Origin of the sequence: Brevibacillus sp. Leaf182 (assembly GCF_001423865.2) — a bacterium.
GTDB classification, from domain to species: Bacteria; Bacillota; Bacilli; order Brevibacillales; family Brevibacillaceae; genus Brevibacillus; species Brevibacillus brevis_C.
This window is the reverse complement of the sequence record NZ_LMPN02000015.1, coordinates 268,045-291,637: the sequence shown is the minus strand read 5'-3', so window position 1 is coordinate 291,637 and position 23,593 is coordinate 268,045. Positions and strand designations below refer to the sequence as shown.

The window sequence follows — 23,593 nt, the reverse complement described above, 5'->3', positions numbered from 1 at the left end:
AAAACGTAAAGTTCGGATAGGGAGAGATACATCATGAAGAAGCTATTGCTCGCATTAACGACATTCGCAGTATTGGCAACAGGGTGCTCGACTGGCACAAGCGCACCTGCTGATCAGCCAGGGGGACAAGCAGCAGGACAAGAGGGCGCAGCCAAAAAGCGAATTGCCTTGATTTTGCCCGAGAAAATCGGTGTGAATCCGTTCTTCCAACAAATGGATGAGGGTGCGAAGAAAGCCGCACAAGAGCTGGGTGCAGAAGTGAAAACGATTGAATCTACGGACCATGGAGCGATTGAAGAGAATTTGCGCGTGGCTGTTGCAGAAAATTATGATTTGATCATCACTTCTTCCTTTACATCAGAGGATGCATTGAAAAAAGTAGCTACCGAAAATCCTGACCGTAATTTTGCGATTATTGATACTGTAGTGGATTTGCCAAACGTTCGCAGTGTTACCTTCCGTGAGCAGGAAGCGGCTTACCTGGTGGGAGCAGCAGCAGGTCTGGCAACGAAAACGAACAAAGTGGGCATGGTTGTCGCTCTTGATATCCCGCAGTTGAAAAAATGGACAGTTGGCTTCGAAGAGGGCTTGAAAGCGACGAATCCAAAAGCAGAGCTGATGGTCAACTATGTAGGTAGCTTCACTGACCCGGCAAAAGCGAAGGAATTGGCTTTGCTCCAAGCTTCCAAAGGCGCTGACTTCATTAACGGTGCAGCAGCAGTAGGCGACCTTGGCGTTTTCGAGGCAGCGAAGGAAAAAGGCTTCTTCACAGCAGGTCAGGACGTTGACCGTACGACGATTGATCCAGAGCATATTGTTCTGTCCCAATTGAAAGGGACTGACGCGGCAGCTTATGAAACCGTGAAGACCTTTGTAGAAGGAACATTCAAACCAGGTGTTGTTGCGTACGGCCTGAAGGAAAAAGGTGTTGGTGTAACCTATGTAACGCACGAAAGCAAAACGCCTTTGCATGCTTTTATTGGACAAGAAGTGGTGGATAAAGTGAAAGCGATCAGCGATGAGATTGTAGCGGGCACTCGCAAAGTACCAGACCAGTTTTAAAAAGGTAGCTCGGTGCTGAACGTTTATTTATAGCTTGTGCACAGTGATGGATGTGACCGACTACGGCTGTGTAGTCGGTCTTCCATTTTCATAAAAGGACGTACAGAAATGAGGGAGTGGGAATGACCGATCGCTTGGAAATGAGGGCCATGACCAAGAAGTACGGAGATTTTACCGCCAACGACAAGGTGTCGTTCTCACTGGCAGCAGGAGAAGTCCACGCGATTGTCGGGGAAAATGGAGCGGGCAAAACGACACTGATGCGGATGCTGTACGGGATGGAGCAGCCGACGTCGGGAGAGATCGTGTTAAACGGTAAGCCAGTCGTTTTTCGCGGACCAGAGGATGCGATTCGAAAAGGGATCGGGATGGTTCACCAGCACTTTATGCTCTTCGGAGAATTCAGTGTGACTGAAAATATCGTGATCGGATACGAGCCGAAGCAAGCGGGTTTTTTCAAAAGAAAGGACGCGGAGGACAAGGTGCGGGCGCTGAGTGAGCAGTATCGCATTCCGATTCATCCGCAGGCTAAGGTAGCGAATTGCTCGATTGGGGAACAGCAACGGGTCGAAATTCTGAAGGTCCTGTATCAGGGAGCGGATATTATCGTGCTGGACGAGCCGACTGCTGTCCTTACCCCACTGGAGGTACGCGACCTGCTGCAAACGATTCGAAACCTGGCAAAGAGCGGCAAGAGCGTCATTTTGATTACACATAAGTTGCAGGAAGTCATGGAGGTAGCTGATCGTATTACAGTACTGCGCGGGGGCAAAGTGACAGGAACGGTTTCCCGTACAGAAACCAACGCGGACGATTTAGCCAGACTGATGGTCGGACGTGAATTGCAGGAGTTAGCTGAGCGACTTCCTCTGGATAAAGGCCCCTTGTTGCAGGTGGAGAATCTCTCGGTTCGAGAAAAGCAGACTCTGCTCGATCAAGTCAGCTTTACCGTGCACCACGGGGAAATCGTAGGAATCGCAGGTGTGTCCGGGAATGGACAATCGGAGCTGCTGCAAGCGATCAGCGGCTTGCGAGCGGCACAGGAGGGCACGGTGCGATTAGGCGGCAAGAACGTGACGAACAAATCAGTTGCCACTATTCGGGATGCGGGCTTGGCGCATATTCCGGAGGATCGCTACCTGTGGGGAACTGCCAAACTCTCAAGCGTCGAGGAAAATGCGTTGATGGGCTATCAGCGAAAGTCTGCTTACAACCGCCGTGGCGTCGTTTTGCGGGAGAAATTCCGCCAAGTCGTAAAAGGCTGGGTAGAGCAGTTCGCCATCAAGACTGGCTCCCGACAATTGCAGGAGCTGGCTGGGAATCTGTCAGGTGGAAACTTGCAAAAGCTGATCGTAGCAAGGGAGCTGGGACACGAAACCCCGTTTTTGATTGCGGCTGAGCCTACGCGCGGGGTGGATATCGGTGCCATGGAGTACATCCATCAGGCGCTGATCGAAAAGCGCAATCAGGGAGACGGGATCTTGCTCGTCTCCTCCGAGTTGTCCGAAATTCTCGCCTTGTCTGACAGGATTTTGGTCATGTATAAAGGGCGAATCGCTGGAGAGCTTTCACGCCTGGAGGCAACCGAAGAAAAAATCAGCGTGATCATGGCGGGAGGAAGCATTCATGGCAGCAATCAAAGAGCTATCTAAGTCATTGGTTCAGCCGTTATTGGCTGTCGTCATCGGTTTGTTGACCGGGGCGCTGGTCATTGCTGCAGTTGGCGAATCGATCTTGGGCACCTACCAGGAAATGTGGAAAGGGGCCTTTGGCAGTTTTTATTTCTTTACATCTACATTAGCGAGAGCCACGCCTATCATGCTGATTGCCTTGGGTCTTTCCCTTGCATTTCGGGCAGGGGTATTCAACCTGGGGGCGGAAGGGCAAATGGTGCTGGGTGCCGTCAGTGCTGCATTAGTTTCGATCTACTTGCCAGCGCCGGGAATGATCAAAATTGTGGCGGGTATGTTCGCAGGAATGGCGGTCGGCGGGTTCTGGGCGTTGCTGCCGGGCTTTATGGAAGCCCGCTTTCGTATTCCGTTGCTCATCTCTACGTTGCTTTTCAACTACATCGCGGTATTGTTTGCGAGCTATCTCGTGACGGAGCCATTCCGGGATCGCTCGGGTTCTGCGGCACTGGCGCAGACCGTCATGCTAGAGAAAAGCGCTTGGCTTCCGAAGCTGTTTGCCGGGATGAGCGTGCATGCAGGGTTTTTGTTTGCGATCGTTGCAGCGCTGCTGTTGTTCTGGGTACTTCGTTTTACGCCTTTTGGTTATGAAGTAAAGATGCTGGGTCAAAACTCGCTGTTTGCTCAATACGGAGGAATTAATCGCATTCGGGTGATGCTGACCGGGATGTTTGCCAGTGGTGGACTGGCTGGCTTGGCGGGAACCGTCGAGGTAATGGGGGCGCACTATCGTTTTGTGGACGGGGCGCTGACTGTACCGGGCTTCGCCTGGACGGGCCTGATGGCAGCTCTGCTTGCGAACTCGCACCCACTTGGCATCATTGTGACTTCGATTCTGCTTGCTGCTTTTCAGACAGGAGCCATGGGGGTAGAGCGCAATACGGATGTGCCGCTGGAGCTGGCAAGTGTTATACAAGCCGTATTGATTTTGTTCATCTCTGCCAAGTTCAGCTACGATTGGTGGAAAAAGCGGAAGGCAAAAGGAGGGGAATCGCATGGAGCTCTTTGATTGGTCCCTCCTCAGTTCTACCATTCGGATGGTCACGCCAATCTTGTTGGCAGCTTTGGGTGGAGCGCTCTGCGCACGTGTCGGAATTTTTAATGTTGGCCTGGAGGGATTGGTACTGGTCGGTGCCTTTTCCGCGATTGTCGGTAATCATTTTACCGGGAATCTCTTTCTGGCCGTTTTGATTGCAGCGCTGGTCAGCGTTGTCTTTTCGCTCTTATTCGCGTACATGACGATCAAGCTTAGGGCGAATGAAATCGTCGTCGGTGTGGCGATTAACTTTCTCGCGTTGGGATTGACGACATTTGCACTGCGGGCGATTTTCGGTGTCAAAGGGGCCTTTTACGATAAGGATATGGCTGGCTTGCCAACCGTCGAGATTCCTTTCATTCACGATATTCCGGTCATCGGAGGCATTGTCTCTGGTCATTCGCCGCTCGTGTATTTTGCGTTTTTGGCTGCCATTCTGTTGTATGTGTTTTTTTATCGGACGGTTACGGGCTTCCGCGTCCTCGCAGTTGGTCTGAATCCTGTTGCGGCGCGCAGTCTCGGTCTGAAAGTGACGGGACTTCAGGTGCTGGCGATTGTGATGAGTGGCGCTTTGTGCGGGATTGCAGGGGCACAGCTTTCACTGGGGCAAGTCACAATGTTTACAGAAGGTATGACGGCTGGTCGGGGCTTCATCGCATTGGTAGCGATGATGATGGGGCAGTCGCATCCACTCGGTATTTTGGCCTCCAGCTTTTTGTTCGGGTTGATGGATGCCCTTAGTATTCGTTTGCAGGGCTTTTCGCTTCCGACGCAATTTACGGCTATGCTGCCATACGTGCTGACGATTGTGGCGATGTTCTTCTTGAAGAACAAGAGTCAGATCGGCAGCGACAATCAGCAGAGCACCCGTTAAACACAGGCCATATAGACAGCGAAGACAGGGGAAATGCGAGATGAACAACAAGGCAGATCGGATTAAAAGAATGAAGGTACCCGCCCCAGTGGGACCGGGACTCGCCAGACGACTTCCACCAGGACAAATCCTGACAGAGCGCTTTCCCATTTTGCATGAGGGAGACGTGCCCGTGTATGACATGAATGAATGGACGCTGCGCGTTTTCGGAGAGGTAGACCGGGAAGTGACGCTCACCTACGAAGAGATCATGGCGATGCCGCAAGTGACAGTGACGAGCGACATTCACTGCGTGACGCGCTGGTCCCGTTTTGACAATGCATTTACAGGCGTGCGTTTTCGTGATTTTCTACAGGCGATTGGTGTGACTCCGCGAGCGAGCTTTGTGATGCTGCACGGTGATCACGACTATACTGCCAATGTGCCGCTCGCTGATCTGGAGCGTGATGATGTGCTGCTGGCTCATTCCTTTGATGGAGAGCGACTGACGGACAAGCACGGCTGGCCGCTTCGCCTGGTTGTTCCTCATCTATATTTCTGGAAAAGCGTGAAGTGGATCAGGGGAATTGAATTTATGACGGAAAACAAGCCCGGCTTCTGGGAGCAAAATGGCTTTCACTTAATCGCAGACCCGTTCCGCGAAGAGCGGTTCTCCGGTGAAGCGTTGCCGATACCAGAGGATGAGTGGGAGAAAAAGGAGTTCGATTGAGATGTTGACGAATCTAAAGGTAGATCCAGAACAACTGCCAAAGCGCGTCATCGTGTGCGGTGATCCAAAACGTGCAGCCTTAATTGCTTCGAAACTCGACGATCAGCGTCAAATCGGGGAAAACCGTGAGTATCACAGCTATGCGGGTACGTGGAAAGGTGTCGAGGTAGCAGTGGTGAGCCATGGTGTAGGTGCACCAGGAGCAGCCGTATGCTTCGAGGAGCTGGCGAAGGGCGGTGTTCAGGTCATTATTCGCGTAGGAACTGCCGGGTCATACCAAAAAGAAATCGAGACAGGCAGCCTCGTCATCAGCTCCGCAGCGGTTCGCCAAGACGGCTTGACCAGTCAGTTGGTTCCGGCGGGATTCCCGGCTGTTGCCAATCGCCATGTCGTGGACGCGCTCGTACAAGCAGCGGGAGCAAACGCATCAAACTTGAAGGTATTCGAAGGAATCACGCTGACGCTCGATGTCTTTTACAGTGGAGTGTTGGAATTCCCGCACAAGCTATACCAAAAAGCAGGCGTTTTGGCAGTCGAGATGGAAAACACCGCCCTGTTCGTGATTGCGGCGCTTCGTGGAATGAAGGCAGGCTCGATTTTGGCGATCGACGGGTATGCAGATGCAGACCTGCTCGAATCGTATAACCCGCACACCGATGTGATGGCAAAAGCCATTGAAGCAGAAGCGTTGATTGCACTGGATGCGGTTATTGCGGTTTCTCATTAAAAATTAGGTAAGCCCAGGACGATTACAAGTCCTGGGCTTTTTTATAGTTTTAAAAGGCATCGATGAACCAACAAAGCTGGTGAGAAGAAAAAGCACAGAGCTCGTAGACCTTGACAACGCCAACCCAGTCGGAACTGCAAAAAGGGGACCACGCTTGTCGAACACTTCTTCTTTGAAAAGCTTCCGCCCGTAGGGTGGCTTTGGCTCGACGGTCCCCTTTTTGCAGTGTAGACGGCCAGAGAATCCCCCTTGAGAGCGTGTCAGAGTCGAAGAGAACTGTGCTTTTTCCCTCCTCCCCTATGTTGACTCAAACCAAAGCGATTATCCCTCATTAAAACGATCCAGCATCGAGATCGTATCAATCAAATGATTGTTAAAAATTTGTCTGGCCACGCTCAATAGCTCGATGATCATCGGATCACGCAGCGAGTAGGTGACTTTGTTTCCGTCCTTCGTTCCGTACACGATATTGTTGTTCCGCAAAATAGCGAGCTGTTGGGAAACAGCCGAGCCTTCACTCCCGATGAGTGTCTGAAGCTCGTTTACATTCTTATCTCCTTCCGCCAGCAGCTCCAGAATCCGAATCCGCAGGGGATGTCCCAACGCCTTGAAAAAATTCGCTTTAAATTGCTGTAGTTCCAAATTCAATGACAGGTTCCTCCGATCGTAACATCATGTGGAAGTTTCAGTAGGGGCGGACAGGTGCGTGCATTCGCGGAAGGCAAAATGCTTGCATCCGAGGCACTTCCCAGTATCCAGAAGACTAAGGGCATACGCTATCGCGTCTCCAGTATGAGTAAAAAAGTGTGCTTCGCCTACGAGGCCATATAACCCCGTACGCTGCAAGATTTTCTTGGGGCCAGATTGGATTCCAGAAATAAGGACTGTTGTCCGCTGGTCCATACATTGTTTCACAATCCGGGACAAATTCGCTTCCCCGGTCATGTCCATCAGGGGGACTTTTCCCATCCGCAGCAGCAATACCTTTGGATGTCGCTGAAGGGTTTGCGTGAGGGAGCTTTCAAACAAGTCGGCATCCCCGAAAAAGAGTGGCCCCTCAATCGTGTAAATGCTGATTTGCGGGCAATCGTGCCCCTCGGTAACCATATGTGGCATGACCTTGTCGTGCTTGGAAGAGGGATCAGGCAGCACCTGAGCTACCCGCAAGCTATCACGCGTTCGTTTGACAAATAACAGGATAGACAGCACCAATCCCACTTCAATGGCAACGGTTAAATTAGTGAAAACGGTCAAAAGGAAGGTGAGCACCAGCACCAGAGAATCGCTCGTCTTCGCTTTTAGCATGTGGGCAAATTCCTTGCGCTCACTCATATTCCAGGCAACCAGCATCAAGATCGGGGCCATACTCGCCAACGGTATATGCGAGGCGTAAGGGGCGAACAGCACGAGGATGAGCAAAACAACCAGACCATGAATGATGCCAGACATGGGGGAGGTTGCCCCGGTTCGAATGTTGGTGGCTGTTCTCGCAATCGCACCAGTAGCCGGAATTCCCCCAAATAACGGGGCCACGATGTTGGCAATTCCTTGGCCGATTAATTCCCGGTTGCTGTTGTGGCGACTGCGTGTCATCCCATCGGCGACGACAGCGGACAATAAAGATTCTATCGCTCCTAGTATAGCAATGATCAGGGCTGGACTCAGTAACTTTTGGACTCGTTCCCATGTGATTTCAGGAAAGTGAAAGCCGGGTAATGTACTCGGTATCTCTCCGAAGGTGGAGCCAATCGTCGCTACCTTTCCTTCCAAAAAGAGGACGGAAACGATACTAGAGACTACGAGTCCAACGAGAGAGGCCGGTATGCTTCGGAGGAATCGAGGAGTCACCAAAATAAGGGCGAGACTCAAGAGAGCGATGGCTACGCTGTATACATTAATCGTGTTCAGATGAAGGAGAATTTCCCCCATGTTGGACAAAAAATCCTCATGTCTTTGCAACTGCTCCAGGCCGAGAAAGTTGGCAATTTGACCGGAGAAGATGATAACGGCAATCCCCGAGGTGAATCCGATGATGACGGGGCGCGGAATGAATTTGATCAGCCCTCCCAGCCGTAGAACCCCCATGAGAACAAGGAGAATCCCTGCCATGAATCCGGCAAGGAGCAGGTCTGCATAACCGTATTGCATGACGATTGCAAATAATATCGGGATAAAAGCGCCAGTAGGTCCTCCGATTTGAAAGCGGGAACCGCCCAAGAGAGAAATCAATATTCCGGCGATAATGGTCGTGTAAATCCCGTATTCAGGCTTTACTCCGGAGGCGATAGCAAATGCCATCCCCAATGGTATTGCGATAATGCCGACGATTAACCCTGATACACAGTCTTTTCGAAAGGAAACGAGATCGTAGCCTTCGAATCTTGGTGCCCACTTCATGATTGCAACCCTTCTCTTTTAGTATTTTCGAATATTTGATTATTTGAATATAGATGGATCATACATCCGCTCTTCCATTCCGTCAATTCCATCCTTACAGGAACTTTTCCGTTTATTAACATTCGCTTCAAGATTCCTTAACGCTCGTACAGTACCATTCAAAGTAACAAGTGAACACATCCCTTCGGTTGGAGCCATGGAGAAACCCCCGACAGCCTTTCCAAGCACTTTCATCGAGAGTTCTTTGGCATTGTCATGTCGCAGGGTTTTTTGTATTGGGCATAAGGAGGCTAAAGCGAGTGAACCAGGAACAATTTCATGCAAGACTGGCACAATACAAGCTAATCGCTTCCGTAAAAGAAGCGAAGTACCTGGAAAAAGCGGCAGAGGCAAATTTGAGTGCTGCGGTACTCTCGATTGGCAACATTGGTGTGATCAAAGGCTACGTGGATTATTTTAAGTCGAAAAATATTCCTGTATTTCTTCATTTGGAGCGGATTGGCGGAATCAGTCATGACCGGGAAGGCATCGCATTTCTGGCGCATTACGTCAAGCCAGACGGGATCGTCACTACGCGCAATACACTGGTCAAGCTGGCGAAAAAGCAAGGCCTGCTGACGATTCAGCGCTTGTTTTTGGTCGATAGCGACTCGATTAAATCAGGCCTAACTTCCCTACAAGATACACAGCCTGACGCTGTTGAGCTGATGCCTGGTTTGCTGCCGGAGTTTATCGAAGAATTTCGAAGCGTGATCGATACCCCGATTATTTCTGGCGGGCTGATTCGCAAGCGGGAACAGATGGAGGAAGTATTAAAGCATGGAGCGACAGCTGTTTCAGTCGGAAGCCCCCTGCTGTGGAAGGAGTGTAAGAACCTTGATTCAAGCGTTGTTATTTGATTTGGACGGGACCTTGCTGGACAGTCGGGATGCGGTCGTGGATGCTGTTGCTTTTACTGCTGAGCAGTATGCACCGGGACATTTTAGCAGGGAAGAGCTGCTCGCGCGTTTTGGCGAATCGTTTGATGATTTTTTGGCGGCAGTTGCTACAGCAGCAGGCGTCCCTGACAAAAAGGAAGTGCTACAGAGATACTTCGCCTATGTGCGGGAGCATCATGAAGAACACGTCAAACTGTTTCCATTTGTTCGCGAAGGGTTGGAAAAGCTGAAGGCGGCGGGTTTCACGTTGGCAATCGTCACGAACAAGCAACGGGAGTTTACATTGGCTGGTCTGGAGATGGCGGGGATTGAGCATCTGTTTGAGGCAATCGTCACCGTCGATGATGTATCACGAGGCAAGCCGTCGGCTGAGCCTGTACAAAAAGCTTTGGGAGCGCTGGGTAAAAGTCCCGAGCAAGCCATGATGATCGGTGACAGTCGCTATGATGTATTGGCTGCGGTAGGAGCAGGCGTGCAATCTGTCGTGCTGGAGTGGTACGGACAAGAGAAATGGCTCTACGCTTCTCCGGATTACCGTTACGCCGATTTCGAGACATTTGTTACGGAAATGCTGGCCGCAAAGGCACAAGGAGGGAAATAAAATCAGATGGCACGTGTGGTGTTGGAGCAGGTAACGAAAGCCTTTCAGAATCAAAGCGTGGTCAAAGGATTGGATTTGGTCATTCCAGACGGCTCCTTTACGGTTCTGGTAGGTCCGTCCGGCTGTGGGAAATCAACCACACTCAGGATGATCGCTGGCTTGGAAACAGTGACGGACGGCAAAATCATAATCGGTGATCAAACAGTGAACCAATTGCCACCTGGCAAGCGTGATATTGCGATGGTTTTTCAAAATTACGCCCTCTACCCAACCATGAACGTGTACGACAACATCGCCTATGGCTTGAGAAACCGTGGAACATCGAAAAAGGCATGTCAGGTGCTGGTAGAGGAGATCGCAGAAATCGTCGGGCTATCCGATTATCTCAAGCGCAAGCCTTCTCAGCTCTCCGGTGGTCAAAGGCAGCGTGTTGCACTCGCGCGAGCCATGGTGAAAAAGCCAAAGGTCTTCCTGATGGACGAACCGCTCTCCAATCTCGATGCGAAGCTGCGAAATCAGATGCGTGTGGAATTGACGAGCCTGCACAAGCAGCTCGGCAGCACCTTCATCTATGTGACACATGATCAGGTAGAGGCGATGACCATGGGCGATCAGATCGTCGTCATGAATGACGGACACATTATGCAAGTAGCGACCCCGATGGATTTGTATCAGGAGCCGGAAAATCTGTTTGTTGCCCAATTTATCGGTTCTCCGCCAATGAATATTGTTTCTGCGGAGGGCAAGAGTGAGCATGTATGGGGATTCCGCCCGGAAAAAGCAGTGTTGTTGCCTGTTGGTGTCTCTGCCATTACGAGCGAAGAAATGTGGAACGCACGAGGTCAGGTCGTATCCAGAGAAATTCTCGGCTCAGACACGCTCCTTCATGTAGAGACGGAAAAAGGCAGGGTCATCGTCAAAGCGGACTCGGAGGTAGCGATGCAGGTCGGCTCCTCGGTCACGGTCACTGTACCGTGGGAGTACATCTATGTGTTTGAAAAAGGGAGCGGAAAACGAGTGGGTCGCATGAGTGGACGAGAGCCTGTATCGACACGTGCAGGAGGGGATAGCTGATGCGAAAAGCGGCAACTGTACAGGAGTTGCCGGGTGTAAGCCAGTCGAAAACAGCAGTGCGTTCACAGGCCTTTGCATGGTCTGACCTCGCATCCCGACTGCGTCCGTACTTGTATCTGGCACCCGCATTGATTTGCTTTGTCCTGTTCTTCTTTTACCCAATTGGCTCGATCATTTATTTGAGCTTTCAGGACTGGTCATTGATCAATTTGGAGCAAATGGAATGGGTAGGCTTGCAAAACTATCAGGACTTGATGGTAGACGGAGATTTTCATCAAGTATTGGGAAATACCGCGGTCTTTACCATTGCGACAGTGGGGATCGGCTTGACGCTATCCTTTCTGCTCGCCCTCTGGCTGAACAAAAAGGCAAAGGTGTATGGCATTATTCAGGCGACTGTTTTCAGTCCTCACATCATTTCGCTGGTATCTGTCTCGATGCTGTGGATGTGGCTGATGGACCCGCAGTTTGGCTTGTTGAACGCAGGACTGGAAGCAGTCGGATTGCCTGCGTATACGTGGCTGACTGACCCAAAAAGCTCCTTATTATCACTGATCATCGTCAGCATTTGGAAAGGTGTCGGCTATAACACGCTCATTTTCATCGCAGGACTGCAAAGCATTCCGGGCGATATATACGAGGCGGCAGCGCTCGATCAATCGCCGTGGTGGCGAACACTGAGACGGATTACGATACCGATGCTGTCACCGACGATTTTCTTTTTGCTCATTATCAATACGATCTCATCCTTTCAAGCGTTTGACACGATTGCCATTATGACGCAGGGTGGTCCAATCAATAGTACGAACATGCTTGTCTACTACATTTACGAGCAGGGCATGGACTTCTATAATGGCGGGATTGCTTCGGCTGCCTCTGTCATTTTGCTGATACTGGTAGGGATTTTAACAGCTTTGCATTTCCTGGTGATGTCCAAGCGCGTGCATTATCGCTGATGAACTCGTGAGAAAGGAGGAGCAGCATGTATCGAGTGGTTTTGGCTTCACGCAAGACCGTGGAATGGATTGGACTTTTGATCGTGGCTTTCCTGTTTGTGTTCCCGTTTCTGTGGATGGCATCAACGGCTTTCAAAACGATGCCAGAGGTCCGGCAGTTTCCCCCGACGCTTTTGCCTGAGACGTGGGAGTGGAGCAACTTCGCCCAAGCGTGGGAATCAGGTCCGTTCCTTATGTATACGTGGAACAGCATTCTGGTTGCGGTAGGTATTTTGGTCCTGCAATTTTTGACGGCGGTGCCTGCGGCTTACGCTTTCGCACGCTACAAGTTTCCCGGTCGCAATCTGTTGTTTGGTCTTGTCTTGATTGTCTTGATGATTCCCGGACAAGTCATCTTTTTGCCGATTTACGTGCAATTGAGTGGCTGGGGACTCGTCAACACGCTATGGTCGCTCATCCTGCCGTACGCAGCCAGTGCTTTCGGAATCTTCCTGCTCAGGCAAGCATTCATGCAGGTGCCCGATGAAGTGATCGAGGCAGCACGTCTGGATAACGCGTCCGAATGGAAGATCATGTGGACAATCATGGTCCCGATGGCGAAACCAGTGCTGGTCACCTTCGGACTATTCAGCTTTATTTACCACTGGAACGACTATTTCTGGCCGCTGATTATGACCAACAGCGACGAGGTACGCACCTTGCCAATCGGAATATCCAGCTTGCACATGTCCGACGGCGGAACCTTGTGGAACGTCATGATGGCTGGCAACATGATTCTTATTCTACCGATTCTCGTGATTTTCTTCGTGGCACAACGGCATATTATCAAAGCGTTCATCTATCAATCCAAATAATAAAAGGAAGTCAAATTATCGGATCACAATAGGGAGGAAATCAAACCATGTTTTCATTGAAAAAGACTGGAACGATTCTATGTGCATTGACTATCGGTTTGTCAGGTGTGTTGGCTGGATGTGGATCATCTGGTAAAGAACAGTCTGCGAGTACAGGCAGCACTTCTCAGCCAGCAGCGTCTACAGAATCCAGCGGCCCTGTCCAAATTGATTTCTGGTATGCGTTGGGTGGCGTTCGTGGGAAAACCATCGAGGATATGGTCAAAAAATTCAATGAAACACATAAAGACATTATCGTCAAACCGGCCTACCAAGGTGCGTATCAAGAGAACCACTCCAAGGTACTGGCATCTGTAGCAGCGGGCAACAATCCAGATGTCACGATGGTCGAGATCGCTTCGATCGCAGCATTTGCGGATGCAAAGGTTTTGGAAGATTTGACGCCCTACTCGCAAGGGGATGAAAAGAAGTACATTCCAGGTCTCATGAAAAACTCTTATTGGAATGACAAGCTGTACGCAGTACCATTTAACCGCTCCACTCCACTGCTGTACATCAATCGCGATATGTTAAAAGAAGCTGGACTTGATTCAAACGGTCCGAAAACATGGGATGAGCTCGTCAGCTTCTCGCAAAAGCTGAGCAAAAAAGAAGGAGACAAAATTACCCGGTACGGCTTCTCGACGCCTGTTGATATCTGGTTCTACGAAGCGCTTGTTTTCCAAGGCGGGGGCAACATCCTGAGTGAGAACGGCAAGGAGCTGACAATCAACAACGAAGCAGGAAAAGCACCGCTTGAGCTCTGGTCCAAAATGGTGAAGGAAGGCATTATGAAAAACCCTCCAGGAGAGAACTACAATGCGTGGGATGTAGCGGAGCAAGACTTCCTGAATCAAAAAGTGGGCATGATTTTTACCTCGACAGGTTCCTTGACGGAATTGAAGAAAAATGCCAAATTTGACATGGGTGCAGCTTTCTTGCCAGCCAATAAAACGTTTGGTACGCCAACGGGCGGCGCGAATCTCGTGATGCTGGCGAAGTCGACCGATGCAGAGAAAAAAGCAGCGTGGGAGTTCATGAAGTGGATGACCGATACCGAGCAAACGGTTCCGTGGTCAATCGCTTCCGGTTATATGCCTGTCACGACAGAAGCCATTGATTCGGCTGAAATGAAGGCATTCTACGAAAAAGAGCCAAACTTCAAGGTCGCGGTAGATCAACTGCAATACGGCTATCCACGTCCAATGGCTCCAGGCTACAAAGAATTGCAGGATGTGATCCAAAAAGAACTGCAGCGTGCGATGCTTGGCCAAGCGACCGTAGATGAAGCGATGCAGGCGGCAACGGAAAAAGGCAGCAAGCTTTTGAAGAAATAACAGAAACGAAATGATAGAGGAGCTGGCGAAATGAACATTTGTATGGCACATCGCGGGTGGTCAGGCAAAGCCCCGGAAAATACAATGACAGCGATTCGTCTGGCTTTGGCAGAGCCAGCTATCAAAGCAATGGAAATTGATGTTCAACTGACGCGTGACGGTGTTCCGGTGCTGATTCATGACTTTACGCTGGAACGCACGACGAATGGCCGCGGTCTGGTCATGGATCATACCTTGGCCGAGCTGCGTGAGCTGGATGCAGGTAGCTGGTTTGGTGACAAGTTTGCGGGCGAAAAAATCCCTACACTAGAGGAAGTGCTGATCGCAGTAAAAGGTCGCTGCACGCTAAATATCGAATTGAAAGCAACAAGTGACATGTACCCGGGTATCGCGGAAAAGGTGCTCGCGCTTGTAGAAAAGCATGGAATGAAGCAAGAGGTGCACCTGACTTCATTTGACCACGATTTGATCCGTCACGTCCGCACACTCGATCAAGAAGTGGAGACAGGCCTGATTGTATATGGCCGCCCTGTACTCATGCTGGAACAGATGGAGGCAGCAGGTGCTACGATCCTCTCCATGGGATATCCGTTCCTGACTCGAGAGCTAACCGCAGCCGCGATCGAAAAAGGCTTCAAAGTCATCGCGTGGACGCTGGATGATCCGAAGCATATCTGCGAAGTCATTTCGTGGCATCCCGAGGTTCAAATTTGCACGAACCATCCTGACCGGATGTGGGAGTTTGTGTAAGCGCAAGTAGGAAAGAGCCGCCGAGCAATATGCCAGGCGGCTTTCTTTCTTTTCGTTGTTTGGACTATATCTTGAATTTGCTTACATGAGATTGCAGTTCTTCGGCTATTTTTGCCAGGGAAGTAGCTGATGAACTGACTTCTTCCATAGCTGCCAGTTGTTCTTCTGTGGCGGCCGACACGCTTTGTGTTCCGTCAGCAGAATTCTCCGCTACTTCTTCAATGACACTGACCAATTCTACTACCTGTTTAGTGCCCAAAGACATTTGCTCAGAATAAGCCTTTACTTCTTGAATTTGGCTTGCCACCTGCGTGACAGCATCTTGGATCTGTTCGAAGGACTTGCCTGCATGGTTAACGACCGTAAGTCCAGTGGCGACCTCTTGGGTGCCCTGTTCCATCGAAAGGACAGCCTGGTTGGATTCGAGCTGAATCGTCGTAATCAACAGTTTGATCTGTTGCGCTGATTGTGCGGACTGCTCAGCCAATTTGCGCACTTCGTCTGCCACCACGGCGAATCCGCGCCCCTGTTCACCAGCTCTCGCCGCTTCAATAGCTGCGTTAAGCGCTAACAGATTTGTTTGTTCAGCTATGGCGGTGATGACTTGGACGATTTGCCCGATTTCCTGCGAGCTGTTTCCTAATCGTTTGACGATATCGGCAATGTTGCCGACAGTGCTCTCGATCGATTGCATCTGGCTGATGACGACCTGAAGGGCCTGATTGCCTTCGACTGCAATTTGGGAAGCGTCCAAAGCTGATTCGGCAGCTTGCTGTGCATTCGTGGCAACCTGCTGAGCCCCTGTCGATACGCCTTGAATTGCGGTGACACTTTCCTCTACACTCTTCACTTGCTTTTCTGCACCGTAAGCTACTTCCTGAATCGTGATTGCAATTTGCTCGGTAGCCTTGCTCGTATGGTCGGCGTTGACCGACAATTCCTCTGCTGAAGAAGCAAGATCTGAAGCTGTATCATTTACTTGTTGAATAATCGTTCGCAGGTTGAGCACCATTGTGTTTACGGATTGGGATAGCTGTCCAACCTCATCCTTGGTTCGAATTTGCAAGGGTTGTACAGTCAGTTCACCCTCGGAAATGCGATTAGCCACAGAGGCGACTGCCGCAATAGGGCGTGAGATTTGCAGGGAAACAGCGTATGCGATTGCGATCACAACAGCAACAACAGCGATGACAATGATCGTAACCATGGTGGTAACGGATGAAACCGCAGACGTTATGGATTCGACAGGGATATGCAGATACAAACCAAAGTTGGTCTTGGGAATGGGGGAATAGGTGACAACGTATTCCTTGCCGTTGTCCGAGTAGCTGTATGAGCCCTTTTCTGTTTTTCCTGATTTAAGGATTTCCTGTAATGGTTGCGGCAGAGCGGATTCCTCAAGCGGTTTTCCGATCAGATCCTCGGTAGGATGGTACTGAATCTGGTTCTTGTTATCAACGAGAATCGGATAACCATCGTTGCCTACTTTCAAATCTTTGAGAAATGTAGCTGTGAAGTCATCTACATTGACGAGCCCGGTCAAGACACCAAGTTTCTCATTGTTTTTCGTTTTTACAGGGGAAGCGACGATGATAGAGCGATTGCCGGTTGTCTTCGCAACAAGAACATCGGAGAAGCTGGACTTGTCCTGCATACCGTCTTTGAAGAATTGGCGCTCGGCAAGATTGATTCCAACGCTTTTGGGGAATGTATCAGCCGTTACTTTTCCATCGCTTGCGATAAACGTATTTCCGTCATACAGTTTCATTTCCTCGGTAAACTTGCGGATGAATTCATTTTTTGCCGCTGCATCATCGGATTGAATATCCGCGGTACGGGCTAAAATCTGAATTTCTGTCATACGCCGGTCCAGATATTGATCCATAGCTATGGCTGTACTAGAAGTAAGGTCAACATAGGATGATTTTTGTTTATCAATCAGTATGGATGAAAAGCTGCTCGTGATAAACAACGAAACGGCAGTAAGTGGAATGACGGCCACGACGAGAAACCAAAGGATCATTTTGTTCCTGAGCTTGTTGAACAAAAACATAGGGTTTTTCCACTCCTAATCCGTGATTGCGAAATAGAAACAGGTAGACTGCTGAGATTTACTCAGCAGTCTGACAAAATATCAATATCCCATTGCAGCGCCTTCACCGCGAGGGTCAGCACCGCCAAATTTTACATTGGTTTGCGGGTCAATCAGGATTGCGCCGGACTGTCCCATCGTATCGGTATAGGCTGCTTCCAGCTTTTCAACTGGATGCCCACGTTTAATCAACTCGTCCAGGACTTCTTGAGGGATGCGGCTTTCCACCTTTAGATTGTTGGAAGAAGATCCCCAGTTGCGTCCATGCAGCCATCTTGGCGCTTCGATTGCGTCTTGCACGCTGAAACCAAAGTCGATGATACGCGTGACGAGAGCGGCTTGCGTTTGCGGCTGTCCTTCTCCTCCTTGTGTTCCGTAGAGAAGATAAGGCTTGTCCCCTTTAAACAGCATAGCCGGGTTAATTGTGTGGAAGGTGCGTTTTCCTGGTTCCAAGTGATTGATGTGTTTAGGGTCCAAAGAGAAATAGCTTCCGCGGTTTTGCAAAAGGATGCCCGTATCTTTCGCTACGATGCCGGAACCCCAGTCAAAATAGTGACTCTGAATGATGGACACTGCATTTCCATCTTTGTCGACGATCCCGAACCAGGTTGTATCTCCTTTTGGATCAAGCGGTTCTACGGATTTGGCGGCTTGCTTCATATCGATGCGCGCAGCTAAATCCTTCCCGTGCTGCTTGGACAACAGCTCATCCACAGGGATATCCACAAAGGCAGGGTCAGTCAGCCATTTATCGCGGTCAGCAAAAGACTGTTTGGTAGCTTCTACAATCGTGTGATAGTAATCGGGTGTTCCTTCACCCATGCTCTTGAGGTCAAAGTTATTCAAAACATTAAGAATAGAGAGCGATGCCATGCCTTGGGAGTTAGGCGGAACGTTGTACGCTTTGTAACCGCGGTAGTCTACCGAAATTGGATCTGCCCAAGTGGAGGTGTGCTTCTCAAAATCTTTCAACGTGAGCAATCCACCGTTGGCTTGCATGTCTGCTACGATTTTTTTAGCAACTTCTCCTTTATAAAAACCGTCAGCGCCTTTTTTTGCAATGATTCGCAAAGTATTGGCAAGATCCTTTTGTTTGAGAATTTCGCCTGCTGCATAAGGATCGCCGTTTGGCTTCAGGAATGTTTTACGGAATCCATCAAAACGTTGAAGGTTTTTCAAGTCATTGTCAGTTGGATCTGTCGCGTATTTCGTCCAATATACTTGGTTGGGGGAGACTGGATATCCGTTCTCGGCGTATCCAATGGCAGGCTCCAGCAGTCTGTTCCATTGAAGCTTACTGTTGCCCATGCTTTTATGGGCGTAGTTGTACGCCTCCCACCAGCCGGAGACGACACCAGGGACAGTGTTTGCCGATTCATAACCGCGGGACGGGATTTTTTCGTAGCCTTTGTTTTTGTAATAGTCGATGGTTGCCTTTTCGCCTGCGCGACCACTGCCGTTCAGCGCCTTCAGCTCTTTTGTTTTAGCATTGTAGATGAGCCAGAAGTTATCTCCACCAATGGATGTGTAATGAGGATAGACGACAGCTAATGTGGAAGCGGCTGTAATAGCAGCATCTACTGCATTTCCACCGTCTTCCAATGTTTTTAGGGCCGCAGCCGTAGCCAGATAGTGAGGAGTCGTCACCATTGCGTTCGGTGACATCGATGTTGGACGGTTAGCAGCTTGTACCCCAGAGAATGTTGATAGCCCGATGACAGCAGTCAGCGCGACGGTCGAGAGTTTCTTCCAGAATGACATTCCTATGAAACCTCCTTCATGATGAATAAAATAATGTTTTCGTTAAACCGGCTATCCGCTGTTGCCTCACCTCCTTTAAAAGTTAAAAATACACAAACATACAAAAATAGACAAAAATAGACATTGTGAGCGCAAAAAAAGACCAATGATATAGGATCATTGGTCTCGTCCTACATCAATACTTCGGTAGCTGGCAAGCGTGTCCGCTGTTACGGAGGTAGCCCCTATAGCTTTGCGTCGCCGGATTTCCCCGGGTATGCCGTTTCGATATCAATGGTTAAAGTAGAAAATTGACACATAAACTGATTCAATCGTTGTGGGAAAATGTTCCTAAAACTCCGTTTGCCAATAATATAGACTATTTACCATTTGTGGTAAATAAGAAAAATTATTTTCATGCAGAAAAATAGTCAGGAATGCTACGGGGAAGGTTGTTTTTCGCAGACATTCGCACACCTCCTGGGGCTGAATTGCTTATGATGATAAAAAGGCACATTCGCCAAGGAGTGAAACAAAGACCATGATGCATCCCGATACAGAATTGCGCTATATCAACGATGAGATCGGGTACGGTGTGTTTGCGACAAAGTTTATCCCAAAAGGAACGATTGTATGGGCACAGGATAATTTGGACCAGGTATTGGACCCGGGATTTGTGGAAACACTTGACTCATTACGAAAACAGGACGTACAAAAATATTCGTTTAAGAACCAGTTCGGAAAGTACATTCTTTGTTGGGATAAGGCAAGGTACGTGAACCACAGCTTTCATGCGAATTGTGTGCCGACCATGTATGATATGGAATTGGCTGCACGGGATATTCTACCGGGTGAAGAGTTGACTGATGATTATGGAACGTTAAATCTGGATGAACCTTTTGATTGTTTGCCCGAGTCCGACACGGAACGCTCCCGCGTAATGCCCGATGACTTGCTTCGATATTACCCGCAGTGGGATCGGATTGCTGCGGAAGCCTTCCAACGTTTCAATCATGTTGAACAGCCTTTGTTGCATCTGATTTCCCCGAAGCATCTCGAAACGATTCGTGGGATCACGGAGCAGCGCGTAGCCATTGATTCTGTCATTCATCTGTATTGCAGGTCACAATGGCAAACGAGGCAGCAATGGAAGACGTGAGCGGGTCGGTCAACGACCCGATTTTGTTGAACTCTGGGTAGAGAATCAGTATTATGGAATGTAAAGGTGAAGTGAAAGGTTGATTTCATTGGAAAACAAGGTAGCGGCATCCAATTTTATCCGCAATATCATGATTGATGACTTGCAAGAGGGCAAAGTAAAGGAAATCATTACCCGCTTTCCCCCAGAACCGAACGGGTATCTTCATATTGGACATGCAAAAGCAATCTGCCTCAACTTTGAGTTGGCACGTGAATTTTCTGGCAAGGCCAACCTTCGATTTGACGATACCAACCCGGTAAAGGAAGACATCGAATACGTAGAGGCCATCAAAAGGGACGTTCAATGGCTTGGCTTCGAATGGGACGGGCTGTTTTTTGCATCTGATTACTTTGAAGAGATGTACAACCGGGCGGTGCTGTTGATTAAAAAAGGTCTGGCTTATGTAGACGATCTGTCTCCTGAAGAAATGCGTAAAATGCGTGGGACATGGACAGAGCCTGGCACAGATAGTCCGTTCCGCAACCGATCTGTGGAGGAAAACCTGGACCTGTTTGCACGGATGCGCCAAGGGGAATTCAAGGACGGAGAAAAGGTGCTACGTGCGAAAATCGATATGGCTTCTCAGAACTTCAACATGCGTGATCCGGTTCTGTATCGAATCTCCCATGCAACGCATCACAACACGGGCGACAAATGGTGCATCTATCCGATGTATGACTTCGCTCATCCGTTGGAGGATGCCATTGAGGGCGTGACACACTCCCTGTGCTCACTGGAATTCGAAGATCATCGTCCGTTGTATGACTGGGTAGTCCGCGAGTGCGAAATGGAGAAGGTACCACGCCAGTACGAATTTGCTCGCTTGAATCTGACCAATACCGTTATGAGTAAACGCAAGCTGAAACAGCTTGTCGATGAGAATGTAGTAGACGGCTGGGATGACCCGCGTATGCCAACCATCGCAGGCTTCCGTCGTCGTGGCTATACACCGGAAGCTATTCGTACATTCGCTCGTGAAGTAGGGGTAGCGCGCGCTAACAGTACGGTTGACGAGAAAATGCTGGAGTATTTCATCCGTGAGGACCTGAAGCTGAAGGCACCACGTACGATGGCTGTTTTGAATCCGTTGAAGGTCGTCATCACGAATTATCCGGAAGGACAAGTCGAGATGCTCGAAGCGGAGATCAATCCAGAGAACCCAGAAATGGGCAATCGTGAAATTCCGTTCTCCCGCGAAATCTACATTGAGCAGGACGACTTCATGGAAAACCCGCCGAGCAAGTATTTCCGCCTGTTCCCGGGAAATGAAGTGCGTCTGAAGCACGCGTACTTCATTAAATGCAATGACGTTGTGAAGGATGCAGATGGCAACGTGATCGAGATCCATTGCACGTATGACCCTGAGACGAAGAGCGGCAGCGGTTTTACAGGTCGTAAGGTAAAAGGTACGATTCACTGGGTAGATGCAACCAATGCGGTTCCTGCTGAATTCCGTTTGTACGAGCCATTGATTATGGATGAGGAAGACGCAGAGGGTACTTTCCTCGACAACGTTAACCCGAATTCGTTGGAAGTGCTGCAAGGCTATGTGGAGCCAAATATGAAAGAAACCAAGCCACAAGACAAGTATCAATTTTTCCGTCATGGCTATTTCAATGTCGATCCGAAGCATACGACAGATGATAAGCTCGTATTCAACCGGATTGTATCGTTGAAGAGTTCCTTTGAACTGCCAAAAGCCTAGGAAATACTTATAGAAATCAAGCGTTGCTGTGCATGGAGAACCCGTGTGCAGTAGCGCTTTTTTCTTTCGTGATTATAAATCAACGTGTATAATTATTCTGTTACATAAAGGGGGACAGGTAGTGAACGGGAGAGCAGAACTAACACGTAGTTTGAAGTTGCGGCATATTGTCGTAATTGGACTGGGCTACATGGCCCCGATGGCCGTTTTTGACACCTTTGGCATTGTTTCTGGAGAAACGGGGGGGCACGTTCCTGCTGCTTATGCAGTCACACTTCTTGCGATCCTGTTTACGGCGGCAAGCTACGGAAAGATGGTACGGCTATTCCCTTCAGCAGGGACCGCGTATACGTATACGCAACAAACGATTCATCCCTATGCAGGATTTTTGGTAGGCTGGGCCTCCTTGCTGGATTATTTGTTTTTACCGATGATTAACGCATTGTTGACAGGGGTGTACCTATCATCCGTGTTTCCTGATGTGTCGACAGCGTGGTGGATTATTGGCTTCATTGTTTTGGTGACGGGACTAAACGTATTTCGCGTAACAGTAACTGCATCCGTCAACTCGATTTTGGTGCTGTTTCAAGTCGTGGTCGTCTTGTTGTTTGCAGGATTGGCAATCCGTGGTCTTATGCAAGGTGACGGGCTTGGGCAAGTATTCAACCTGCGTCCATTTGTGTCACCGGATATGTCTGTCATTGCCCTGCTTTCCGGTGCGTCGATTCTTTGCTTTTCCTTCCTTGGCTTTGATGCCGTAACCACGCTAACGGAGGAAACCGTCGATGCGAAAAAGACGATTCCTCGCGGGATTATGCTCGTAGCACTCGCAGGAGGAGCGTTATTTATTACAGCATCTTATTTCATGCAATCATTATTTCCTGACGTTTCGGTATTGTCTGATCCAGAAGCAGCCTCTGCGGAGATTGCTTTGTTTATTGGTGGGACGATCTTTCAATTGGTGTTTTTAGCGGCAGCGTTGTCTTCGACGCTAGCATCCGGGCTCGTATCTGTCACGAGCGTAACGCGCTTATTGTACGCAATGGGGAGAGATGGATTTTTGCCGCAACGCTGGTTCGGTTATGTTCATCCGAAGCTGAGAACTCCATTGCTTAACGTCTTGCTGGTCGGAGTGTTGATGCTGTTCGCTCTGTACATGGATTTGTTAACCGCCACGTCCTTTATTAACTTCGGTGCGCTGATCGCCTTTAGCTTTGTAAACATCAGCTTAATGGCGTACTATTTCCGCAAACAAAAGAACAAGCATATCAAGGATTGGTGGGGCTTCGTGTTGTCTCCGCTCATCGGGACAACGTTCATCGCCTTTTTGTGGGTCAACCTGGAAGCAACGTCCATGATGCTCGGCTTGCTCTGGACCTTTGTTGGCTTGATCTATTTGTTGTATTTGGTGAAGGTCAAGAAAACCAATTTGGAAATAGTGAGGTTTGAGGAGTAGAGGGGAGTGGCTGTAGTGGGGAAGAAGTGCATTTCCAGTCTACGCTTCGGCCTCCGCCCCGCGGGGGGATTGACTGTCCGCTCCGAAATAAATGGCGGGAGCGCTTCAAACGTAGAAGTTTCGAGGAAGCATTTCATAAGTGAAGCTGAAATTCCCCTCCATTTATTCCGGAGCTAGGTTGGGCTCCAGAGGCGCTTGGACTGGAAATGCACTTCTTCTCACGTGGCTTTGGTAATCATTTTTGAAAGTGGATTCAGGAGGGAGAGAACAATGATTCTCTCCCTTTTTATTCTCTCTAATTAATGCAAGAGGACAACAATCAGCTCGCAGAGGAAACAGGAGAAAACAGCGAAGATC

At 49.4% G+C, this 23,593-nt stretch carries 20 protein-coding genes and 1 riboswitch; of the genes, 16 read left to right on the top strand and 4 right to left on the bottom strand.

The features are described 5' to 3' along the window. The first annotated feature begins 33 nt into the window (after positions 1-33). The 6 genes from ASG16_RS04260 to ASG16_RS04235 all read left to right on the top strand — a co-directional run bounded on the left by ASG16_RS04260 (position 34) and on the right by ASG16_RS04235 (position 6,096). Entirely contained in the window at positions 34-1,062 is a 1,029-nt protein-coding gene (locus ASG16_RS04260; RefSeq protein WP_056486688.1) for a BMP family lipoprotein, read from the top strand. A gap of 122 nt (positions 1,063-1,184) precedes the next feature. Beyond that, the gene (locus ASG16_RS04255) at positions 1,185-2,714 is read left to right on the top strand and encodes an ABC transporter ATP-binding protein (protein WP_056486691.1); all 1,530 of its coding nucleotides are present in this window, start codon (positions 1,185-1,187) and stop codon (positions 2,712-2,714) included. Further along, positions 2,689-3,759 carry an ABC transporter permease gene (locus ASG16_RS04250; RefSeq protein ID WP_056486694.1) on the top strand — a complete coding sequence of 357 codons (1,071 nt, stop codon included), beginning with the start codon at positions 2,689-2,691 and terminating at the stop codon, positions 3,757-3,759. The genes ASG16_RS04255 and ASG16_RS04250 overlap by 26 nt, the downstream gene beginning before the upstream one ends. Beyond that, positions 3,746-4,660, top strand: coding sequence for an ABC transporter permease (locus tag ASG16_RS04245; protein ID WP_048035186.1), 915 nt, complete (start codon positions 3,746-3,748; stop codon positions 4,658-4,660). Before ASG16_RS04250 ends, ASG16_RS04245 begins: the two co-directional genes overlap by 14 nt. A 40-nt stretch (positions 4,661-4,700) precedes the next feature. Next, on the top strand, positions 4,701-5,369 hold the full coding sequence (locus ASG16_RS04240; RefSeq protein WP_056486697.1) for a sulfite oxidase-like oxidoreductase: 669 nt from the start codon (positions 4,701-4,703) through the stop codon (positions 5,367-5,369). Position 5,370: 1 nt separating this feature from the next. Then, entirely contained in the window at positions 5,371-6,096 is a 726-nt protein-coding gene (locus tag ASG16_RS04235) for a nucleoside phosphorylase (protein WP_056486700.1), read from the top strand. Between the two features lie 321 nt (positions 6,097-6,417). Here the strand turns inward: ASG16_RS04235 and ASG16_RS04225 are convergent, their stop codons facing one another. Then, positions 6,418-6,744, bottom strand: coding sequence for an ArsR/SmtB family transcription factor (locus ASG16_RS04225; protein WP_048035183.1), 327 nt, complete (start codon positions 6,742-6,744; stop codon positions 6,418-6,420). 24 nt (positions 6,745-6,768) lie between these two features. Beyond that, positions 6,769-8,493 carry a SulP family inorganic anion transporter gene (locus ASG16_RS04220; RefSeq protein ID WP_056486703.1) on the bottom strand — a complete coding sequence of 575 codons (1,725 nt, stop codon included), beginning with the start codon at positions 8,491-8,493 and terminating at the stop codon, positions 6,769-6,771. A 299-nt stretch (positions 8,494-8,792) separates the two neighbouring features. Here ASG16_RS04220 and ASG16_RS04215 point away from each other — a divergent pair, with 299 nt between their 5' ends. The 7 genes from ASG16_RS04215 to ASG16_RS04185 are packed head-to-tail and all read left to right on the top strand — an operon-like array spanning position 8,793 to position 15,042. Next, positions 8,793-9,392: a glycerol-3-phosphate responsive antiterminator gene (locus ASG16_RS04215; protein ID WP_048035181.1), complete on the top strand. Its 600-nt coding sequence runs from the start codon at positions 8,793-8,795 to the stop codon at positions 9,390-9,392. Continuing rightward, on the top strand, positions 9,370-10,032 hold the full coding sequence (locus ASG16_RS04210; RefSeq protein WP_056486706.1) for an HAD family hydrolase: 663 nt from the start codon (positions 9,370-9,372) through the stop codon (positions 10,030-10,032). Before ASG16_RS04215 ends, ASG16_RS04210 begins: the two co-directional genes overlap by 23 nt. A gap of 6 nt (positions 10,033-10,038) precedes the next feature. Then, entirely contained in the window at positions 10,039-11,106 is a 1,068-nt protein-coding gene (locus tag ASG16_RS04205; protein ID WP_056486708.1) for an ABC transporter ATP-binding protein, read from the top strand. Next, positions 11,106-12,062, top strand: coding sequence for a carbohydrate ABC transporter permease (locus ASG16_RS04200; RefSeq protein ID WP_056486709.1), 957 nt, complete (start codon positions 11,106-11,108; stop codon positions 12,060-12,062). The genes ASG16_RS04205 and ASG16_RS04200 overlap by 1 nt, the downstream gene beginning before the upstream one ends. Positions 12,063-12,088: 26 nt before the next feature. Then, positions 12,089-12,916: a carbohydrate ABC transporter permease gene (locus ASG16_RS04195; RefSeq protein WP_048035177.1), complete on the top strand. Its 828-nt coding sequence runs from the start codon at positions 12,089-12,091 to the stop codon at positions 12,914-12,916. Positions 12,917-12,963: 47 nt separating this feature from the next. After that, entirely contained in the window at positions 12,964-14,292 is a 1,329-nt protein-coding gene (locus ASG16_RS04190; RefSeq protein WP_056486713.1) for an ABC transporter substrate-binding protein, read from the top strand. A gap of 30 nt (positions 14,293-14,322) precedes the next feature. Next, positions 14,323-15,042, top strand: coding sequence for a glycerophosphodiester phosphodiesterase (locus ASG16_RS04185; RefSeq protein ID WP_056486716.1), 720 nt, complete (start codon positions 14,323-14,325; stop codon positions 15,040-15,042). A gap of 64 nt (positions 15,043-15,106) precedes the next feature. On the opposite strand, the gene ASG16_RS04180 is transcribed toward ASG16_RS04185, so the two are convergent. Continuing rightward, positions 15,107-17,095 (bottom strand): methyl-accepting chemotaxis protein, encoded by a 1,989-nt coding sequence (locus tag ASG16_RS04180; RefSeq protein ID WP_056486718.1) that lies wholly within the window; start codon positions 17,093-17,095, stop codon positions 15,107-15,109. Between the two features lie 81 nt (positions 17,096-17,176). Beyond that, positions 17,177-18,895 carry a gamma-glutamyltransferase gene (gene ggt, locus ASG16_RS04175; protein WP_056486721.1) on the bottom strand — a complete coding sequence of 573 codons (1,719 nt, stop codon included), beginning with the start codon at positions 18,893-18,895 and terminating at the stop codon, positions 17,177-17,179. A gap of 182 nt (positions 18,896-19,077) precedes the next feature. Then, positions 19,078-19,166, bottom strand: a riboswitch (cyclic di-GMP riboswitch). 249 nt (positions 19,167-19,415) lie between these two features. Between ggt and ASG16_RS04170 the strand changes: the two genes are divergently transcribed. The 3 genes from ASG16_RS04170 to ASG16_RS04160 all read left to right on the top strand — a co-directional run bounded on the left by ASG16_RS04170 (position 19,416) and on the right by ASG16_RS04160 (position 23,236). After that, positions 19,416-20,033, top strand: a complete 618-nt coding sequence (locus tag ASG16_RS04170) for an SET domain-containing protein (RefSeq protein WP_056486724.1) — start codon at positions 19,416-19,418, stop codon at positions 20,031-20,033. A gap of 79 nt (positions 20,034-20,112) precedes the next feature. Then, on the top strand, positions 20,113-21,780 hold the full coding sequence (locus ASG16_RS04165; protein WP_048035171.1) for a glutamine--tRNA ligase/YqeY domain fusion protein: 1,668 nt from the start codon (positions 20,113-20,115) through the stop codon (positions 21,778-21,780). 121 nt (positions 21,781-21,901) lie between these two features. Further along, positions 21,902-23,236, top strand: a complete 1,335-nt coding sequence (locus ASG16_RS04160; RefSeq protein ID WP_056486727.1) for an APC family permease — start codon at positions 21,902-21,904, stop codon at positions 23,234-23,236. Positions 23,237-23,593 lie beyond the last annotated feature (357 nt).